Source organism: Pseudomonas salmasensis, assembly GCF_014268375.2.
Taxonomy (GTDB): domain Bacteria; phylum Pseudomonadota; class Gammaproteobacteria; order Pseudomonadales; family Pseudomonadaceae; genus Aquipseudomonas; species Aquipseudomonas salmasensis.
In genome coordinates this window covers 2,920,589-2,939,318 of the sequence record NZ_CP077083.1, presented here as the reverse complement: position 1 = coordinate 2,939,318, position 18,730 = coordinate 2,920,589, and the positions used below count along the sequence as shown (strand labels likewise).

Below are 18,730 nucleotides of genomic sequence, written 5' to 3'. Positions count from 1 at the left end.
CTACAATTCAATGCTCATGCCGTCGTAAGCCACTTCGACATTGCGCCGCACCAGCTCCGCTCGCTCGGGGGAGTCTTCATCGAGGATCGGGTTGGTGTTGTTGATGTGGATAAGCACTTTGCGCTGCTTGGGCAGTTGCTCGAGCACTTCAAGCATGCCGCCGGGGCCGTTCTGGGCCAGGTGGCCCATCTCACGCCCGGTGCGGGTGCCGACGCCACGGCGCTGCATTTCGTCGTCGTCCCACATCGTGCCGTCGACCAGCAAGCAGTCGCTGCCGGCCATGATGTCCAACAGCGGTGCGTCGACCTTGCCCAGGCCCGGTGCGTAGAACAATTTGTCGCCGGTGCGCAGGTCTTCGACGATCAGGCCGATGTTGTCACCGGGGTGTGGGTCGAAGCGGTGCGGCGAATAGGGCGGCGCGGCGCTGCGCAACGGCAGGGGGGTAAAGCGCAGGTTGGGGCAGGCCGGGATAGTGAAGCTGGCGTCCAGTTCGATGCGGTTCCAGGCCAGGCCACCGTTCCAGTGGGTCAGCATGGTGAACAACGGGAAACCGGTGCTCAGGTCTTCGTGGACCATGTCGGTGCACCACACCTGATGCGGGCAGCCTTCGCGCAGGCTCAGCAGGCCGGTGGTGTGGTCGATCTGACTGTCCATCAGGATGATTGCGCTGATGCCGGTATCGCGCAGGGCGCGGCCCGGTTGCATGGGCGCAAAACCCTGCAATTGCGCGCGGATATCCGGTGAGGCATTGCAGAGCACCCAATTCACGCCATCGTCGGAGATCGCGATGGACGACTGGGTACGCGCCTGGGCCCGCAGGCTGCCATCGCGAAAACCTGCGCAGTTCACGCAGTTGCAGTTCCACTGCGGGAAGCCACCGCCGGCGGCGGAACCTAGAATCTGGACAAACATGATCGCTCCATCAAGCACAGCTCAAAACAAAAACGCCCCGGGCGAACCGAGGCGTTGTATTACTCAGCCAATCAACGGCTGGCGAAGTACATGGTGACTTCGAAACCAATACGCAGATCAGTGTAAGCAGGTTTGGACCAGGTCATATTCTTACTCCTATCAAGGGATGGGACGTTCACTACCAAGTAATACATATAGTCCACCTCCCATTGGAGATGTTCAGATATTGCTGCGCAATGTTACGCAATTTTATTCAAGTTAGCGCTGTCTCAGTGGAGAAAGCCTGTTGCAGGGTTGGCAATGATCACGGCGCCGCTTGCCAGTCGTCGTTGATACGCGGCCCGTTGGCCACGCAACGCCAGCCGCCTGCAGCGTCATTGAGTTGGTGCGCGGCGTGCTGCACATCTTCGCGCGTGCATTGTTGAATCAACGCTTGAAGCTGATCCAGATAACCCGACGAATGACCTGCCAGATGCGCATGCCAGAGCAACTCGGCAGCTTCGTTGATGGGCAGCGTCTGGGCCGCGAACTGCTGTGCGAAGGCTTGGTTACCCAAGTTGGGGCAGCGCTCGATCAACGACGGCAGTTGCCCGAGGAAGGCCTGCAACTGTTCGACGATGCCGTCCAGGGAAGTGCTGGGCGATTGCACCCCGAACAGCAGGCCGGTTTGGCCGTTGATCTGTCGGATGCCGCTGAACACGGCGTAGCCGATTTGCAGTTCGACTCTCAGGCGCTGGTAGAACGGCCCCTGGAGCACGTGCCCGAGTAACCGCCAGTTGGCTTCATCGGCGAGGGATTGAGTCGGCGTTGGGCAAAATAGCAGTAGCGCCGCCTCGCTGGATTCGGTGTGGACTGCGTGCCAGCGCTTTTGTCCGTCAAGGGCCTGAGGTGTGAAAGGCATAGTTGCCGGTTGCCCAGGCAACCGGGCCGCTGCGGCTTTGATCGCCGCTTCACAGGTGGCGGGCAAGCCTGTGACCAGCCCCTGCCAGCGTGCTGTGGCCCAGGACGCTGTCGCCCCCTGAGGCTCGGGTTGAACACCGGCACAGCAAGCAGGCAACGCCTTGAGCAGTTCCCGGATGGCGATCATTGGCGCGGGCGCAGGCGACGTTTCATCCGAGCCACTCAGGCACCGCGCCAACGTTTCGAGCACCGCGGGCATGGGCTCATGAAGGCCGTGCATCTTCACCTGCCAGTCAGTGGCGATCGTTTCGCAAGACAATTGGACGCCCGCCTGGCGTGCCTGCTCGCGCAACGGCCGCAACAGGCTTTCCAGCCCGGTGGGTACGGCCGACTCAAACCGCCAGTGCAGGTACAGCGCGCCTTCGCCAGTGTCATCCGCCAGCGCCTGGCTGAAGGTCAGCGCCGACAGCTCCCGTCGGCCCCGTGAGCGATCCTGGGCAAAGGTACGCAAGCCACGGTGGGCGCTGGTTTGGCCGCGAATCAGGCCGGCGCGTTCGTCCTTGGCGGGTGCACGGAGAAAGGGATTATTAGGCGGCAGTTGCCAAGGGTGGCGGGAGGCAGGCAGGTGCAGCGATTCGAGCATGGCCTTGAGGGCTGCGGCGCCTTGTTCCGACAGGTCTTGGCCGTCGTTGCGCGCCAAGGCCAGGGCGCCTTGGACCTGTTGTTGGCGAGCATTGAGCAAGGCGAACTCTTCGCGTAACGCTGTCCAGTCGCTGTGTGCGAAGAAGCTCAGCCAGTCGTGCAGCAACGCTTCGATCTGCGTGGCCGGTTCGCGCTCGCTGGCGAGAGTGAAGTGGATATCCAGCACGGCTTGATCCGCAAACTGGTACAGCACGCACGCCTGCAGCGCGGTGGCCAGTCGTCGAGCTTGCAGTTCGGCGAGCAACCCACCGGGCGTCGAGGCGTTGAGCCAGGTGCAGAGAAACGCCAGCGCTTCCCGTGGCGCGTTGCAGGTAATGACCTGATGCAGGTGTTGGCCGGCGGCGTGTTGATAGCAGCGTGCCGAGCCTTGCATCAAGGCCGGTGGAGCGGCCTGCGGGTGCAATGGCCCGGGCGTCAGTTGGTCACTGAGCTGCTGGGCCAAGGCCTGTAGGTCGGTCAGCGACTGTGGGCCGGCAAGGCTCAAAACCATCTGCCCGCTTTGATAGAAGTGTGCGTGGAACTCGCGCAAGGCTTGCTGAAAGGCCTCGCTTTCCACTGGCAGGCTGTCGCGGTTGCCGGCATGAAAACCGCGCAACGGATGATCCGCTGCCAAGCCTTGCAGCAGCGCCACTTGTTGTTGGACCTTGGCATCCTGGGACCAGGCGATGAACTCCGCGTCGAGCACTTCGCGCTCACGCTGTTGATCGTCGAGGGCCAGGCGTGGGTGAGTCAGCATATCCGCCAACCGCGCCAGCCCGTCGGCAAAAACCGGCACCGGCAGTTCAAAGAAAAACTCGGTGGTGCGCTCACGGGTGCTGGCATTGACCTGCCCTCCGTGTCGCTGCACGTAGGCCATCAGCCCTTCGCCGGCTGGAAAGCGCGCGGTACCGAGAAACAACAAGTGCTCAAGAAAATGCGCGAGCCCAGGCCAAGCCAATGGCACGTCATGGCTGCCGGCAGCCACCTGTAAAACGGCGGCGCAGCGCTTCAAGCGTGGCGCATGGCGCAGGCAAACCCGCAGCCCATTGGCGAGGGTCAGGTGAACGGGATGAGGGTGAACCGGCGCAGGCATGGGCACTTCCGAGGCGTGGGAAGTGCCTATGCTAGCAAACCCAATGGGTCAGGGCTTGTGCAGTGCGCCGTAGAGTTCGGCGCGACGGTCTTGCAGGTAGTGGTTGGCGGCGCGGGCATCGAAGATCGATTGGCGCTCCAGGGTGCCGACGATCAAGGCTTCATCCAGGCCGGCCTGGGCAATTCGCTGGCCGTCCGGCGCGGCAATACTGCTTTGCCCGCAGTAGTGAATCTCGCCTTCGTGCCCGCAGTAGTTGGCATAGGCCACGAAACATTGGTTTTCAAAGGCTCGCGCCCGCACGGTGACGTCGGCGACAAAGTCGAACGGCACCATGTTGGCGGTGGGCACTAGGATCAGTTCGGCGCCGGCCAGAGCCAGGCGCCGGGTGTTTTCCGGAAACTCCAAGTCGTAGCAAATCAGCATGCCCACCTTCCACCCGTTCAATTCCACCACCGGGAAATCATCGGGGCCGGCGCTGAACATCGAGTGATCAAGATCGCCAAACAAGTGGGTCTTGCGGTAGTTGCACAGGCGTGTGCCCTGGGCGTCGATCAACTGCACGGCGTTGTAGATCTGGCCGTCGTCGGCCCGCTCCGGGTAGCCATACAGGATCGCCAGCCCGGCGCCTTGTGCCAGTTCGGCAATCGCCTGCGCCGACGGCCCGTCCTGCGCCTCGGCCAGTGCGCCAACGGCTTCTGCGCCAATGTTATAGCCGCTGAGAAACATCTCTGGCAGCACCAGCACATCGGCGCCGTGTGCCTCATGGGCCAGCCGGTGCAGGCGCTGCAGGTTAGCGGCCACATCCAGCGGCAGCGGCGGGCATTGGTACAGGGCGACACGCATGCTCAACTCCTTATTCTGCCAGGGCGATGGGCCCTATTTCATCGAACACGTCGCCCGGGCCTGGGTTCTGCGGGTGGGTGCTGCCACCGAAGTGGTTCATGATGCCCCATACCGCGTTGAGCGAGGTTTGTACCGCGCCTTCGACCCAGGCGGGCGTCCACGATACATCATCACCGGCGATGAAGATCCCGCGTTGTTCGGCAGGCATATCCTTTTGCATGAAGTGCGCATACATCCGCTGGTTGTAGCGATAGTGACCGGGCAAGGCGCCTTTGAAGGCCCCGAGGAAATGCGGGTCGGCCTCCCAGGACACGGTGATCGGGTCGCCGATGATGCGCGCCTTGATGTCGACCTTGGGGTAGATCTTCTTCAGTGCATCCAGGGCCAGTTTTACCCGCTTGTCGATAGGCTGGGGCAGCATCTTCAGCGCGTCGCTCATCCACGAGTAGGACAAGCAGATTACCCCTGGCTTGTCGTCGCCGTTATCGAACAGGTAGGTGCCACGGGTCAGGCGGTCGGTGAGGGTCATGCTCATCAGGTCGCGACCGGTTTGCGGGTCCTTGTCTTTCCAGAAAGGGCGATCAACCATCACGAAGGTCTTCGATGACTGCATATAGCGGGTGCGGTCCAGGGCCATCCACATTTTTTGCGAGAACAGGGTTTCGTCGCATTCGATCTGGGTGGTCAGCAGCCAGCTTTGGCAGGTGGTCAGCACTGCCGCGTATTCGCGGGTGTCGCCGTAGTTGTCGGTAACGGCGAAACGGCCATCGGCGGCGTGGGCAATGCGCTTCACGCCTGCACGTGGTGCGCCTCTATGCAGCGAGCTCAGGCTGGTGCCGGCCGGCCAGTGGGCGCAGCGTTCCGGCACATGGCGCCAGATGCCCATGGGCACTTGGGCCACGCCACCGACGATCAGGTGTTGATGATCATCGCAGTTGGTCATCACCACGCGGAAGATTTCCAGCATGGAGTTGGGGAAGTCAGAGTCCCAGCCGCCGGTGCCGAAACCGACCTGGCCAAACACCTCGCGGTGGTGGAACGACAACTTGGCGAAGGCTTTGGAGGTGGCGACGAAGTCGTAGAAGGTACGGTCATCCCACAGCGGCACGAGCTTGTTCCACAGCTCCTTGAGCCGCGGCACGTCGCGGTCGCGGATTGCCTGCTGGATATCGCCGAACTGCGAACCGGCTTCCAGAGCGTCGGCCCAGGCATCGGCGACTTCCTGGAACAATGCAGGTAAATCGGAGAGTTTTTGCGCGTAGTGGGTCTGGCCTTCCAGATCGATCACGGTGCTGCCGGAAGCCGGTGTGAGCGGGTTGGGAAAGGGCTTGGTCTCCAGTCCCAGTTTGTCCACATAATGGTAGAACGCCGTGGACGACACCGGGAACCGCATGCCGCCCAGCTCGGCGATGATGCCTTCGGCGCCTTCAAAGGCCTGCGAGCGCAAGCGGCCACCCATCTTCGAGGCTTCATACACCACTGGCTTGAGCCCTAGCTTCATCAACTCGTAGGCCGCAACCAGGCCTGCGATGCCGGCACCGACGATCGCCACTTCGGCGCCGTGATTAGCCGCAGGAATACTGCCCAGTCCGGCGGGGTGTTCGATCCAGTCATCAAAGGCAAACGGGAAATCCGGGCCGAAGATAGTGATGGGTTTCTTGCCGTCGCCCGGGTGGCGATTGGGCTTGCTGAGGGTGCTGGACGGAATGCTCATGGCTGACCTTACTGACGGCTCGGCGGGAGGAGGGCCCGTTGAGTATAGGAAAAGATGGCAGCCAGTTTAGGGAGCGTTGCGCTCGTTAATAAGACGCAATGTGTCGTCGTATTGCGCTAGTTTTAGTCAATATGACGAAGATAGTGATCAGATTGGTTGTCCGCGATCCAGTTTGTTACTGAGGATGATCGAGGTGGTGGTTTTCTCCACGCCGTCGACACTGCCGATCTGGTCCAGCAATTGGTCCAATTGCTCCGGCGAATCGGTGCGCAGCCAAGCCACGTAATCGAATTCCCCGCTCACTGCGCACAACTGCTGCACCTGGGCCATGGCGCTCAGCCTGCGCAACACCTCTTTGCCCGAACGGGGTTGCACGGTAATGCCCACATAAGCCTGCAACCCTCCATCCGCGACGCGCTGGCCCAGGCGCACGCCGTAACCGGTGATGACCTGGGTTTTCTCCAGGCGGGCCAGACGCGACGTGACAGTGGTACGCGCGATGCCCAACTGCCGGGCGAGCATGGCCACGCTTTCACGGGCGTTGAGCTGCAGGGCGGCGATCAGTTGGCGGTCGATTTCGTCTAGGGCGGGCAAGGGGGGCTCCGGTGCGGGGTATAGTCGTGAGGCATATTACAGGCTTGTGTTGGGGGAGAAGGCACAAGCTGGTGGTATTGGCTGGCGGTGGAGTAGCCAATCGGCTTGCAAGCATAAAGACCGGCGAAGACTCTTTGGCGAAGCGGATTACCCCGCTGACCACTTTATTTTTCTCTGGGCTCGTTCATAGGAGACGCAATGAAATTTCCAGTGGTAGTGCATAAAGACGCTGATTCGGACTACAGCGTAACGGTCCCTGACGTACCAGGCTGCTTCTCGGCGGGCTCTTCGTTTTCCGAAGCGTTAGATAATGTTCGGGAGGCGCTGGCGCTGCACCTTGAAGGATTGGTTGCCGACGAGGAAAAACTTCCCCAGGCCCAAGAGGTTGATGCTCATCTTGATAATCCCGACTTCGTCGGTGGTGTCTGGGCGATCGTCGACTTCGACCTCACGCCTTACTTGGGGAAATCGGTACGGTTCAACGCTTCTTTACCCGAGCAGCTTTTGCATCGAATTGACGAGCGTGTGCAAAAGGATCATCGCTACGCCTCGCGTTCAGGTTTTTTGGCGACGACAGCGCTGCGCGAATTGTCTGTTTGAGTCAAACGTCAGATACGCAAAAGCCGCGCAATGCGCGGCTTTTTTTGTGTGGTGGGCCCAGTAGGACTCGAACCTACGACCAAGGGATTATGAGTCCCCTGCTCTAACCAACTGAGCTATAGGCCCTCAGTAGGTCGCGGATTATAACGATGGTTTGTTCACTGTGCCATCCGAAAAATCCTCATGCCGTGTACGAAGGAAGCTGGCGGCAAAAAGCTCCGGCGGCAGGGGCAGGCTGACGATGTAGCCTTGCATCTGTTCACACCCCTCGCTTGCGAGAAATGCTTGTTGTGCCGGGGTCTCCACGCCTTCGGCGATGATGGTGAATTGCATGCTGTGGCCGAGGGCGATGATGGCGCGCACGATGGCTGCATCGTGAGGGTCGTCGGGCAAGCCGCGGACGAAGGATTGATCGATCTTGAGGAAGTCCAGGGGCAGGCGCTTGAGGTAGCTGAGGGATGAATAACCGGTGCCGAAATCATCGATTGCCAGCTGGACGCCTAGGCGCTTGAGTTGGTGCAACACCGCGAGCGCTTCTTCGGCTTGGCTCATGATGAAGTTTTCGGTGATTTCCAGTTGCAGGCAGCCGGGTTCGAGGCGGTAATCGTGCAGCAGTTGTTCGATGCGTGAAAGCAGGTTGGGGTGACGCAGTTGCGCGCCTGCGAGGTTGACCGACAGGGGGCCGAAATCCTCGAAAGCCGCTTGCCAGGCGTGCAACTGCCGGCAGGCCTGTTCCAGTACCCAGTCGCCGATTTGCAGGATCATGCCGTTCTCTTCGGCCAGGGCAATAAAGTGCTCGGGCGGGACCTCGCCCAGCGTCGGGTGATGCCAGCGGATCAAGGCCTCTGCGCCGATCAGTTGCTGGGTGACCAGGCTGCGTTTGGGTTGGTAATACAGGCTCAATTCTTCACGCTCGATGGCACGGCGTAGTTCGTGCTCCAGCGCTACGCGTTCATTGGCCTGGGCGGTCAGGTCGCGGGTATAGCGCTCGACCCGGTTACGCCCCTTGGCCTTGGAGCGATACATTGCGGCGTCGGCATTTTTGACCAGGGTGGCCACGTCGGTGCCGTCCTGTGGATACAGGCTGGTGCCGATACTGGCGCTGATAAAGAACTCATGCTCGCCGGCCTGGAAGGGCGGGGTAAAGCAGTCGAGCAGTTTGTTCGCCAAGTGCTGGGCGTCGCTGGCCTGTTGCAAACCGGGCAGCAGGATGATGAATTCGTCGCCGCCCAGGCGGGCAACGGTGTCCACGTCCCGCAACTGTTCCTTGAGGCGTACGGCAATGTCTTTGAGCAGCAGGTCGCCGACCGGGTGACCGAGGCTGTCGTTGATGTGTTTGAACCGGTCGAGGTCGAGAAACAGCACCGCACCCTGCTTGCCACTTTCCTGCTGGCCGTTGAGGGCGGCCTGCAGCCGGTTTTCAAACAGGGTGCGGTTGGGCAGGCCGGTCAATGGGTCGTGGTGGGCCTGATAGTCGAGGCGTGCCTGGGCCAGCTTGAGGCTGGAGATGTCGGCGAACACGGCAACGAAGTGTGTGATCAATTGCTCGTGGTTACGCACGGCGCTGATGGTCAACCAACTCGGATACACCTCGCCGTTCTTGCGGCGGTTGGAAATCTCGCCTTGCCAGTGGCCGTGGGCCGTCAACTGGTGCCACATCGCCGCATAGAACGCGCTGTCATGCAGGCCGGAGGCAAGCAGACGCGGGGTATGACCAAGGGCTTCAACCTCGCTATAGCCGGTTATCTCAGTGAAGGCGCGGTTGACGGCGCTGATGTTCTGCCGTGTGTCGGTGATCAAGACGCCTTCGGCGGTGCTTTCGAACACCGTGGCGGCCTGCTGTAGTTTTTCCTGCATCAACTGGCGTTCGGTGATGTCCCGGGCGATGGTCAGCATGCAATCTTCGTCGCCAATCGGCAGCGGGCGGCTGGACACTTCGCACAGGCGAATCTCGCCGTCGGCACGACGGATATGGCAGATGAAATCGCGGACAAAGCCGTCGCGCTGCATCAATTCGAGCATGTGCTTGCGTTCGTTGAGGTCGACCCAGATGCCCAGGTCCAGGGCTGATTGGTCGAGTGAAGAGGCGCTGGTGAAACCGGTCAGGTGGCTGAAACCCTCGTTTACTTCAATCAATAGGCCATCGCTCTGACGGCTCAGCAGCAAGCCATCGGGGGAGGCATGGAAGGCTTTGGCAAACTTTTCTTCGGAAGTTTGCAGTCGCTGTTGGGTTTCCTTGAGCTGGGTGATGTCCCGCACCACCACCACCAAGGCTTCGGTGGTGTCGAGTTGGAATGGCTCGGCCGAGATCAGCCCGGTAAAGGCTTGGCCATTGCTGCGCAGAAAGGGCATTTCCAGGTTGCGGATGCTGGTGGTCTGTACTCGTTGCAGCAAATCCGGGCCGCCCCCTTGAATACCCCATATATTCAGGTCGGGGGCGGTTTTGCCTACCACCTCGTCGGCGCGCAGGCCAATCTGGTCCTCGAATGCCTTATTGACCTCCAGCAGGCAGCCATCGGACAACCGGGCAATCACCAGGATGTCGGGGCACTGCTGAAACACTGAGGCAAATTTCTGCTCGGACAGTTGCAGGGCTTCTTCGGTGCGCTTGGCTTCGCTGATGTCGATCATCAGGCCGCGCAGCACCGGCTCATGGCCGTGTTCGATCAGGCTGACAATGTCACGTACCCACAGGCAGCGGCCATCAGCGGTGATGACTCGGTAATCAATACTGTGATCACGGTTTGCACGGGTTTCCCGATAGCAATAGGCCTCGGCGCGGGTCAGGTCGGCGGGGTGGATGATGTTGCGCCAGAAACCTGGAATCAGCCAATGGGCGCGGGGATAACCGAGCAGGTCTTCGGCATGGGGCGACACGTAGCTGTAGGTGAAATCGCTGATGCTTGCTTCCCAGGCGATGGCGGACAAGCTCTCCACCAGGCCGCGATAGTGGTACTCGCTGCTGCGCAATTCTTGCTCAAGGGCGACCCGGCGGGAAATTTCCGAGCTGAGCCTGCGGTTGATGCGAATGACGATCGCCAGCACCGTACTCAACAGCAACACCGCTGGCAGGCCGTACATCAGCAAGTCAGCCCAGAAGGTGCGGTGATCGGTGAAGCTGCCGACCCAGTGTTGCTGGATCGCATCAGTTTCGGCTGAGCTGAGGTCGGCGAGGACTTTGTCCAGGATGCCCACCAGGATTTTCTCATCCCGCGGCACGCCCATCGCCAGTTGGTAGCGGTAGGGCGTTTCGCCGCTGACGTACAGGCCGTCGAGCTTGAGTTGGCGCAGGCTCCAGACGCTGGAGGCCAGGTCGCCGACTACGGCGTCCACTTCATCGGTGGCCAGGGCTTGCAGCGTCGAACTGACGTTGGGCAGGGCCACCAGATTCAGGTCCGGATGGTGGGTACGCAGCAGTTCGTGGGGCGCGTAGTTTTCCACCACGGCAATTTTCAGCCCGTACAAATCCTTGAGGCTGCGGGGTTTCGCGCCGCCTTCGTGGGCCAGGATGACGATGGGGAAGTCGAGATAGGGGCGTGTGAAGGCCAGGAAATTCTGGCGTTCGGGGGTGGACATGATGCCAGGTAGCAGGTCGAGCTGGTTATTGCGGGCTTGTTCAAGCACCGCAGTCCAGTTCACCGGTTCGATCAGTTTGATTCGCACACCCAGACGGTCCTGGAGTAGGCGTACGTAGTCGGCAGCCAGGCCCTGATATCGGCCATTTTCATCGCGATATTCAAAAGGTGGCCAGGACGCGTCCACGCCGAGGCGCAGCTCCTGATGGTCCGCCAACCAGCTACGCTCATCATCCGTAAGAGTCAACGCGCCAGCCGTTGCGGTCCAGGTCAGCAGCGACAGCAGTATCACGGTCGGCAATCTGGGCATAACGGTCTCGTTATGGCACGGGGAATGTCTCGAGTGTAGACGGGCATTGCGGGGGCAGGGTGATGCGGGGCAGTTAATCTGTGGAAAGCGGTCGGTAGAAAGCAAAACCCCCGGCCTGGGCCGGGGGTTCTGGTATCACTCGTCGAGGAAGGAGCGCAGATGCTCGCTTCGCGTCGGGTGGCGCAACTTGCGCAGCGCCTTGGCTTCGATCTGACGGATCCGCTCACGGGTCACGTCAAACTGCTTACCGACTTCCTCAAGGGTGTGGTCGGTATTCATGTCGATGCCGAAACGCATGCGCAGTACCTTGGCTTCACGGGCAGTGAGGCCGGACAGTACGTCACGAGTCGCTTCTTTCAAGCTCTCAACAGTGGCGACATCGATTGGCGACTGCATGGTCGAGTCTTCGATGAAGTCACCCAGATGGGAGTCTTCGTCATCACCAATCGGCGTTTCCATGGAGATCGGCTCTTTAGCGATCTTCAATACCTTGCGGATTTTATCCTCAGGCATTTCCATGCGTTCGCCCAGCTCTTCCGGGGTCGGTTCGCGACCCATTTCCTGCAACATCTGCCGGGAAATGCGGTTGAGCTTGTTGATGGTCTCGATCATGTGCACCGGAATACGGATGGTGCGGGCCTGGTCGGCGATCGAGCGAGTGATCGCCTGACGGATCCACCAGGTGGCATAAGTCGAGAACTTGTAGCCGCGACGGTATTCGAACTTGTCCACCGCCTTCATCAAGCCGATGTTGCCTTCCTGGATCAGATCAAGGAATTGCAGGCCACGGTTGGTGTACTTCTTGGCGATGGAGATCACCAGACGCAAGTTCGCTTCAACCATCTCTTTCTTCGCGCGGCGGGCCTTGGCCTCGCCGATCGACATGCGACGGTTGATGTCTTTGATTTCTGCAATCGTCAGGCCGGTTTCGGTCTCAAGCGCGGTCAGCTTCTGCTGGCAACGGATGATATCGGGCTGCAGGCGACCTATGGCTTCGGCATATTTCGCCTTGCCCTTGGCCAGTGCGTCGCTCCAGCTTTCGTCAACTTCGTTGCCCGGGAACTGGCGCAGGAAATCGGTACGCGGCATGCGCGCATCACGCACACAGAGCTGCATGATTGCACGCTCTTGGGCACGCAGACGCTCAAGGGCACTGCGAACACGCTCAACCAGGCCTTCGAACTGCTTGGGCACCAGCTTGATCGGCATGAACAGCTCAGCCAGGGCCACCAGCTCGGCAATCGCCTGCTTGTTGCCACGACCGTGCTTTTTCAGGGCCTTGCGGGTGATTTCCATTTGATCGGAAACCGCACCGAAGCGCTGGGCAGCGATGACCGGGTCTGGACCGCTTTCGGCTTCTTCTTCGTCGTCGCTGCTTTCAGCTTCGTCGTCGTCGGAGTCGTCGTCCGCTTTTGCGGCTTTCGCATCAACAGGCGGCGGCACTTCGGCGGCAGGCGGCGCAATGCCGTCGTCCGGGTCGATATAACCGCTCAGGACGTCGGACAGGCGGCCACCTTCGGTGGTGACGCGGGTGTACTCGGAGAGAATGTGGTCAACCGTGCCAGGGAAGTGCGCAATTGCGCCCATCACTTCACGGATGCCCTCTTCGATACGCTTGGCGATTTCGATTTCGCCTTCGCGTGTCAGCAGCTCGACGGTACCCATTTCGCGCATATACATGCGCACCGGGTCTGTCGTGCGGCCGATATCGGTCTCTACTGCAGCCAGCGCGGCAGCAGCTTCCTCAGCGGCGGCCTCGTCGGTATCAGCGTCGGCCAGCATAAGGGAATCCTTATCTGGCGCGACTTCGAATACGTTGATCCCCATGTCGTTAATCATGCGGATGATGTCTTCCACCTGCTCAGGATCTGAAATATCCTCAGGCAGGTGGTCGTTGACCTCCGCGTAAGTCAGGTAACCCTGCTCACGACCAAGAAGTATCAACTCTTTGATACGAGACTGCTGTTGCGCTTTTCCGGACATAACACCCTATCCACTGAAGGTCTTGGCGGGCAAAAAACAAGCCGAGGATTATACCCGAGCTATGACCTCACACGCCAGCTGAGGTCGGGTTTGATGCGTAAACATTCTGTTTTAAGAGGTCGCGCATCTGTTTTGCTATCTGAATTTGCTCTTCAGCCGATAATCCCGGCTGCCTCGCTCTCTTGATAAGTTCATCGAGGGTCTGAGTGTGTTGACCCGCGGATAACCTATTAATGGTGTCTAAAAACTGTTGTTCAAGGTTGTCGCCGTCAATTAGCCACTCCTTTTCCGCCAGTGCCCGTAATAAACGGCCCTGTTCCGTGCCATGCCAGCGAGCCATCAACTGAATTGAGTTTAGCTTAGGGTTTTTCTGCACGGCTTCGATCAGTGCAATAAGCACCTGGGCGTAGGTGTTGCTCGCGTTGGCAAAATGGTCGGCGCTTTCAACCTTGCCGGCCAATTGCGGGTGGTGAATCAATGTGCGCAGTGCAATCAGTGTGGGGGCTTCCACCGCTACGGGTGTGCGTGGAGCGTAGGCCTCATCGCGATCACCGCGTTTGCCGTTTTTGCTCCAGGGCTTTTTGTCCCACTTCTTGCCGCCGGCGCCGGGCTTCTTCGGCGTCCATTCCTGCTGGGGCGCGAAGGCCTCCTGAGGTTGGTGAAAGTCAGCGTAGTCCGGCATGGCGTCGTAATCCATGCCGGGGTCGTAGGCTGGCGGCGCATCCTGCGGGGCGCTGTGCACCAGCTGGCTTACGGCTTCGCCGCTCAAACCGGTGATCTCCAGCAGGCGCTGACGCATCAGTGTGCGCAAGTTGGCGCCCGGGACCTTGTCGATCAGCGGCGCCGCGAGGGTGGCCATATGGGCCTTGCCCTCCAGGGAGCGCGGGTCAGCTTCTTCGGTCAGTTGCTGGAAAAAATAATCCGCCAGCGGCTGTGCATGTTGATTGATGCGTGCACGGAACGCGTCGGTACCTTCGGAGCGCACCAGGGTGTCCGGGTCTTCGCCTTCGGGCAGGAACAGGAAGCGTGCGCGGCGGCCATCCTGCAGGCTCGACAGTGTGGCTTCGAGCGCGCGCCAGGCGGCGTTGCGGCCAGCTTGGTCGCCGTCGAAGCAAAACAGCACGCTGGGCACGACGCGAAACAGGCGCTTCAAATGTTCTTCGCTGGTGGCGGTGCCGAGGGTGGCGACCGCGTTGCGCAGGCCTTGCTGGGCGAGGGCGATCACGTCCATATAGCCTTCAACCACGATGATCTCGTCGAGGTTGCGGTTGTTCTTGCGCGCTTCGAACAGGCCGTAGAGTTCCTGGCCCTTGTGGAACACCGGGGTCTCCGGGGAGTTCAGGTACTTGGGCTTGTCGTCCCCGAGTACGCGGCCGCCGAAGGCGATGATGCGGCCACGGCTGTCGCGTATCGGGAACATCACGCGGTCGCGGAAGCGGTCATAGCGCTTGCCGGTCTCGGCGTTTTCCACCAGCAGGCCGGCATCGATCATGGCCTTTTGCTGGAGGGTGTCGCTGCTCAGGTGTTTATACAGGTTGTCCCAGCCCGGCGGAGCGAAGCCGAGACCAAAATCCCGAGCGATTTCGCCGGTGAGGCCGCGCCCTTTGAGGTAGTCGACAGCGGCCTTGCGCTGCGGATGGCTCTTGAGCGCCTGGCGGTAAAAGTCGGCAGCGGCGGTCAGCAGCGGGTACAGCGGCGAATCGGTGGGTTGCCGGGGTTTGTGCGGGCGACCACTGTCTTCGCGGGGCACTTCCATGCCGGCGGCTTTCGCCAGGTCCTCGACAGCCTGGGGAAAGTCCAGGTTGTCGTGGTCCATCAGGAAACCCAGGGCATTCCCGCCCGCGCCGCAACCGAAGCAGTAATAAAACTGCTTGTCGGGGCTGACGCTGAAGGATGGGGTTTTTTCTTTATGGAACGGGCAGCAGGCGGTGTAGTTTTTGCCGGCTTTTTTTAGCTGTACGCGTGAGCTGACAACATCGACGATGTCGGTGCGGTTCAGAAGGTCGTCAATAAAGCTCTGGGGAATCAGCCCGGCCATGGCGTTCTCGTCATCACTGCGTGTAAATGAGGACCCGTGACGTGTTCAAGCGCACGTATGGAGTGCTTGAGCATCATCGTCTGCATAGGTCATCAGGAAGTGTATCTGCCGAATATTCACTGAGGGTAGTTTCTGTTCAGTCTTCGGCATGGAAATGTTGCCCGGGCGTTCGGTCTAGGCCAATGGCGGCCTCGGAAACGCATTGTTGGGCACAGCCGATACAGTTGATCGTCTGTTTGAAGAATAGGTGTGCTCGTCAGTAGCCTTGTTAGGCTCGTCAGAAGAGACGTGCACCGCTGGCAAAAGAGCCAGCCCTGACGTGTGAAGCAGTGTCTCGGTCGCATGTGCGGCGTCGACGGTGAAGCATCAAGCGATATCCGCAAATGCCAACAGCCCGGCTGAGGGCCGGGCTTGGCAGAAGCTTGCTACGAACGTCTGTGTATTAGTACAGACGAACGGCGCGGCGCTGTTCGCGCTGAACTTTCTTAGCGTGACGCTTAACAGCGGCTGCTGCTTTGCGCTTACGCTCAGAAGTTGGCTTCTCATAAAATTCGCGGCTACGAACTTCAGCCAGAACACCGGCTTTTTCGCAGGAGCGCTTGAAACGACGCAGAGCTACGTCGAAGGGTTCGTTCTCTTTTACTTTGACGGCTGGCATCCAGAGCTACCTTCTTTCATTACCGGGAATCAACGTTCTCGTCGCAAAAAATTCGCGGCTGAGGTCGTCGGTTTTTAAGGGTTGCGGATGTTAACCCCTCATTGCCCGGAATGCAAAGCCTCTGATCGAAAACCGCTAGTCGGGAGGGGGAGTGGCGACTATTATGCGCGCCTTCGAATTCAGCCTCTACAAGGCGCAAACCCATGCTAGTACTGGGACTTGAAACCTCCTGCGACGAAACCGGAGTCGCACTATACGACAGTGAACGCGGGCTTTTGGCCGATGCACTGTTCAGTCAGATCGACCTGCATCGCGCCTATGGCGGCGTGGTGCCGGAGCTTGCCAGCCGCGATCACGTCAAGCGCATGCTGCCGCTGATCCGCCAGGTGCTGGATGAGGCCGGCTGTGTGGCAACCGAGATCGATGCCATCGCCTATACGGCAGGGCCCGGATTGGTCGGAGCCCTGCTGGTTGGGGCCTCTTGCGCCCAGGCGCTGGCCTTTGCCTGGGGCATTCCTGCCCTTGGCGTGCACCATATGGAAGGCCATTTATTGGCGCCCATGCTGGAAAAAACACCGCCAGAGTTCCCGTTCGTCGCTTTGTTGGTTTCGGGCGGGCATACGCAGCTGGTTCAGGTGGATGGGATCGGCCAATACACGCTGTTGGGCGAGTCGCTGGACGATGCCGCCGGCGAAGCGTTCGACAAAACCGCGAAGATGATGGGGCTTAATTATCCTGGCGGTCCGGAAATCGCCCGCCTTGCCGAAAACGGCGTTGCCGGCCGCTACACCTTCCCGCGACCGATGTGTGATCGTCCTGGCTTGATGTTCAGTTTCAGCGGCTTGAAAACCTCTGCCTTGAACACCTGGCAACAGAGTGTCAGCGCCGGGGACGACGGCCAGCAAGCCCGTTGCGACATCGCGCTGGCGTTCCAGCAGGCTGTGGTGGAGACTTTGACCATCAAGTGCAAGCGCGCCCTGAAACAGGCGGGCATGCAGCGGCTGGTGATCGCAGGCGGCGTCAGCGCCAACAAGGCGTTGCGCAGCTCCCTGGAAAAAATGCTCGGCGACATGAATGGCAATGTGTTTTACGCACGCCCTGAGTTCTGCACTGACAACGGCGCGATGATCGCCTATGCCGGTTGCCAGCGCTTGCAGGCCGGGCAGCACGAAAGCCTGGCGATCAGCGTGCAGGCGCGCTGGCCGATGGAGCAACTGCCGTCGTTGTAAGGGTTGAGGGCGCCGGGTTCGGGCGGGTATTTAAAAATGCCGTTCGCGCCCGGCAAACAGGTCGCGTAGATTGCCGCGGTGGCGCCAGACGATCAGCAGTGTCAGCACGCTCATCGGCACCAGCGCTTGCGGTTCCTGCCAAGCCAGCAACGGTAGGGTCAGTGGCGTGGCAATCAGCGCGGCCAGTGAGCTGGTGCGGGTCAGGTAGAACGTCAGCAGCCAGGCGAGCATGGCCAGTAACGCCGCAGGGGGGTAAATACCCAGCAGCATGCCGGCCGCCGTGGCGACGCCCTTGCCGCCGCGAAAGCGGAAGTACAACGGGAACAGGTGGCCCAGGACGGCGCATAGGCCCACCCAGGCTTGCTGTTGCAAGCTAAGGCCGACGAGGCTGGCGATGAGCACGGGCAGCAGGCCCTTGCACAGGTCGCCCAGCAAGGTCAGGACGGCGAGTTTCTTGCCGGCCAGGCGCAACATATTGGTGGCGCCGGCATTGCCTGAGCCACTCATTCGCGGGTCGGGATTTCCCGTCAAGCGGCTGAGCAAAATGGCGAAGGACAGCGAGCCGAGCAGGTAGGCGAAAATCGCCAGTGACCAAAACATGCTAACTATTCCGGGCGAGGACGCCCTGATTCTAACGGGGCATCGCGCCCTTGTCGTGCTGCGGAGAAAAGTGCTTGGACAGAGTGTTTATCGAAGGCCTGGAAGTCGACACCGTGATCGGGGCTTACGACTGGGAGCGCGGAATCCGGCAATGCCTGCGCCTGGACCTGAGCTTCGCCTGGGATAATCGCCCAGCTGCGGCCGGTGATGACCTGACCCTGGCACTGGATTACGCCAGGGTGTCTGCGCGTATCCAGGCCTTTGCCGAGCAGTCCCAGTACCAGTTGGTGGAAACCTTTGCCGAGCGCCTGGCCGAAGTGCTGATGAGTGAATTCCAGATTCCCTGGCTGCACCTCAAGTTGACCAAGCCCGGCGCGGTACCGGCTGCCAAGGGCGTGGGCGTGGAGATCGAGCGCGGATGTCGTTGACTCAGGTTTACCTCGGGCTTGGCAGCAATATCGAGCGCGAGGCTCGTTTATGCGCCGGCTTGGATGCGTTGGCGGGCTTTTTGACGGATATGCGCTGTTCAGCGGTGTTCGAAAGCCAGCCGGTGGGTATCAAGAGCGGGCCGTTTTTCAATCTGGTGGTGTCGGCTTATACCGACCTGCCATTGATGGAGTTGGACCGCCGCTTGAAATCCATCGAGGCCGACAATGGCCGCTACGCGCCCGACCGCAAAGGCCTGCCGCTGGACATCGATGTGTTGTTGTACGGCGATCTGGTGGGCGATTTTGATGGGTTGGTCCTGCCGCGAGCCGAAATTCTGAAAAACGCCTTTGTGTTGTGGCCGCTGTCGATGATGGCGCCGGAGCGTCTGCACCCGGAGGCGGGCAAGACAATGGCCGACTTGTGGCGAGACGCGCAAATTGATCAGGTATTGGCGCCTGTGGCGTTCGAGTGGCAGGGTCAGCCACTGACGCCGCTAGCTCTTTTGTAGGCGCCGAGCTTGCTCGCGAAAAACCTGAGGGCGCTGCGTCATCGTTGAGGTTCTTCGCGAGCA

General features: G+C 60.4%; 15 protein-coding genes and 1 tRNA gene. 4 read left to right on the top strand and 12 right to left on the bottom strand.

What is annotated here, in order from left to right; translation table 11 throughout:
- The 6 genes from pqqB to HU731_RS13100 form a co-directional block, all read right to left on the bottom strand.
- Positions 1–912 (bottom strand): pyrroloquinoline quinone biosynthesis protein PqqB, encoded by a 912-nt coding sequence (pqqB, locus tag HU731_RS13125; protein ID WP_186607778.1) that lies wholly within the window; start codon positions 910–912, stop codon positions 1–3.
- A 71-nt stretch (positions 913–983) separates the two neighbouring features.
- The gene (gene pqqA, locus HU731_RS13120) at positions 984–1,058 is read right to left on the bottom strand and encodes a pyrroloquinoline quinone precursor peptide PqqA (protein ID WP_003194766.1); all 75 of its coding nucleotides are present in this window, start codon (positions 1,056–1,058) and stop codon (positions 984–986) included.
- 158 nt (positions 1,059–1,216) lie between these two features.
- Entirely contained in the window at positions 1,217–3,586 is a 2,370-nt protein-coding gene (gene pqqF, locus HU731_RS13115) for a pyrroloquinoline quinone biosynthesis protein PqqF (RefSeq protein ID WP_186607779.1), read from the bottom strand.
- Between the two features lie 48 nt (positions 3,587–3,634).
- Positions 3,635–4,429 (bottom strand): carbon-nitrogen hydrolase family protein, encoded by a 795-nt coding sequence (locus tag HU731_RS13110; protein WP_186607780.1) that lies wholly within the window; start codon positions 4,427–4,429, stop codon positions 3,635–3,637.
- Positions 4,430–4,439: 10 nt separating this feature from the next.
- Entirely contained in the window at positions 4,440–6,143 is a 1,704-nt protein-coding gene (locus HU731_RS13105) for a flavin monoamine oxidase family protein (RefSeq protein ID WP_032895015.1), read from the bottom strand.
- Between the two features lie 147 nt (positions 6,144–6,290).
- Positions 6,291–6,737 carry an Lrp/AsnC family transcriptional regulator gene (locus HU731_RS13100; protein WP_003194755.1) on the bottom strand — a complete coding sequence of 149 codons (447 nt, stop codon included), beginning with the start codon at positions 6,735–6,737 and terminating at the stop codon, positions 6,291–6,293.
- Positions 6,738–6,935: 198 nt separating this feature from the next.
- Here HU731_RS13100 and HU731_RS13095 point away from each other — a divergent pair, with 198 nt between their 5' ends.
- Complete coding sequence (locus HU731_RS13095; protein ID WP_186607781.1) at positions 6,936–7,337, top strand: type II toxin-antitoxin system HicB family antitoxin; 402 nt, start codon at positions 6,936–6,938, stop codon at positions 7,335–7,337.
- A gap of 49 nt (positions 7,338–7,386) precedes the next feature.
- On the opposite strand, the gene HU731_RS13090 is transcribed toward HU731_RS13095, so the two are convergent.
- From HU731_RS13090 to rpsU, 5 genes are all read right to left on the bottom strand, one after another.
- Positions 7,387–7,463: transfer RNA gene (locus HU731_RS13090), tRNA-Ile, on the bottom strand.
- Positions 7,464–7,478: 15 nt separating this feature from the next.
- Entirely contained in the window at positions 7,479–11,222 is a 3,744-nt protein-coding gene (locus HU731_RS13085) for a bifunctional diguanylate cyclase/phosphodiesterase (protein ID WP_186607782.1), read from the bottom strand.
- Positions 11,223–11,357: 135 nt separating this feature from the next.
- Entirely contained in the window at positions 11,358–13,205 is a 1,848-nt protein-coding gene (gene rpoD, locus HU731_RS13080; RefSeq protein ID WP_034128833.1) for an RNA polymerase sigma factor RpoD, read from the bottom strand.
- Between the two features lie 67 nt (positions 13,206–13,272).
- On the bottom strand, positions 13,273–15,243 hold the full coding sequence (gene dnaG / locus HU731_RS13075; protein ID WP_186607783.1) for a DNA primase: 1,971 nt from the start codon (positions 15,241–15,243) through the stop codon (positions 13,273–13,275).
- 442 nt (positions 15,244–15,685) lie between these two features.
- Positions 15,686–15,901: a 30S ribosomal protein S21 gene (gene rpsU, locus HU731_RS13070; RefSeq protein WP_002551877.1), complete on the bottom strand. Its 216-nt coding sequence runs from the start codon at positions 15,899–15,901 to the stop codon at positions 15,686–15,688.
- 203 nt (positions 15,902–16,104) lie between these two features.
- Here rpsU and tsaD point away from each other — a divergent pair, with 203 nt between their 5' ends.
- Positions 16,105–17,130: a tRNA (adenosine(37)-N6)-threonylcarbamoyltransferase complex transferase subunit TsaD gene (tsaD, locus tag HU731_RS13065; RefSeq protein WP_186607784.1), complete on the top strand. Its 1,026-nt coding sequence runs from the start codon at positions 16,105–16,107 to the stop codon at positions 17,128–17,130.
- Positions 17,131–17,160: 30 nt separating this feature from the next.
- Here tsaD and plsY read toward each other — a convergent pair whose 3' ends face one another.
- On the bottom strand, positions 17,161–17,730 hold the full coding sequence (gene plsY, locus HU731_RS13060; RefSeq protein ID WP_032895027.1) for a glycerol-3-phosphate 1-O-acyltransferase PlsY: 570 nt from the start codon (positions 17,728–17,730) through the stop codon (positions 17,161–17,163).
- 74 nt (positions 17,731–17,804) lie between these two features.
- Between plsY and folB the strand changes: the two genes are divergently transcribed.
- Positions 17,805–18,158 carry a dihydroneopterin aldolase gene (folB, locus tag HU731_RS13055; RefSeq protein ID WP_032895029.1) on the top strand — a complete coding sequence of 118 codons (354 nt, stop codon included), beginning with the start codon at positions 17,805–17,807 and terminating at the stop codon, positions 18,156–18,158.
- Positions 18,149–18,667 carry a 2-amino-4-hydroxy-6-hydroxymethyldihydropteridine diphosphokinase gene (gene folK, locus HU731_RS13050; protein ID WP_186607785.1) on the top strand — a complete coding sequence of 173 codons (519 nt, stop codon included), beginning with the start codon at positions 18,149–18,151 and terminating at the stop codon, positions 18,665–18,667. The genes folB and folK overlap by 10 nt, the downstream gene beginning before the upstream one ends.
- Positions 18,668–18,730: the final 63 nt, after the last annotated feature.